1 protein-coding gene is annotated in these 585 nt (G+C 55.2%); it reads left to right on the top strand.

All coding sequences use genetic code 11. The features are described from left to right. Positions 1-585, top strand: a 585-nt coding sequence (locus ACLO87_RS16905; protein WP_430224359.1) for an L-arabinose isomerase family protein, incomplete at both ends; no start/stop codon positions are given.

The raw sequence follows: 585 nt of genomic DNA, 5'->3' as shown, positions 1-585 counted from the left end.
ACTGCCCTGCAAACTGGTGCTGAAACCGCTGGGCACCACGCCGGATGAAATCACCGCTATTTGCCGTGACGCGAATTACGACGATCGTTGCGCTGGCCTGGTAGTGTGGCTGCACACTTTCTCCCCGGCCAAAATGTGGATCAACGGCCTGACTATGCTCAACAAACCGTTGCTGCAATTCCACACCCAGTTTAACGCGGCGCTGCCGTGGGACAGTATCGATATGGACTTTATGAACCTGAACCAGACTGCACATGGCGGTCGTGAGTTCGGCTTCATCGGCGCGCGTATGCGTCAGCAACATGCCGTGGTTACCGGTCACTGGCAGGATAAACAAGCACATGAGCGTATTGGCTCCTGGATGCGTCAGGCGGTCTCTAAACAGGATACCCGTCATCTGAAAGTCTGCCGTTTTGGCGATAACATGCGTGAAGTGGCGGTCACCGATGGTGATAAAGTTGCCGCACAGATCAAGTTCGGTTTCTCCGTCAATACCTGGGCGGTTGGCGATCTGGTGCAGGTGGTGAACTCCATCAGCGACGGCGATGTTAACGCGCTGGTCGATGAGTACGAAAGCTGCTACAC

The organism is Paenalcaligenes sp. Me52 (genome assembly GCF_050487965.1).
In the GTDB taxonomy this organism is placed as follows: domain Bacteria; phylum Pseudomonadota; class Gammaproteobacteria; order Burkholderiales; family Burkholderiaceae_B; genus Paenalcaligenes.
Note: the sequence above shows the minus strand (reverse complement) of the source record. Positions and strands in the feature narration are given on the sequence as shown.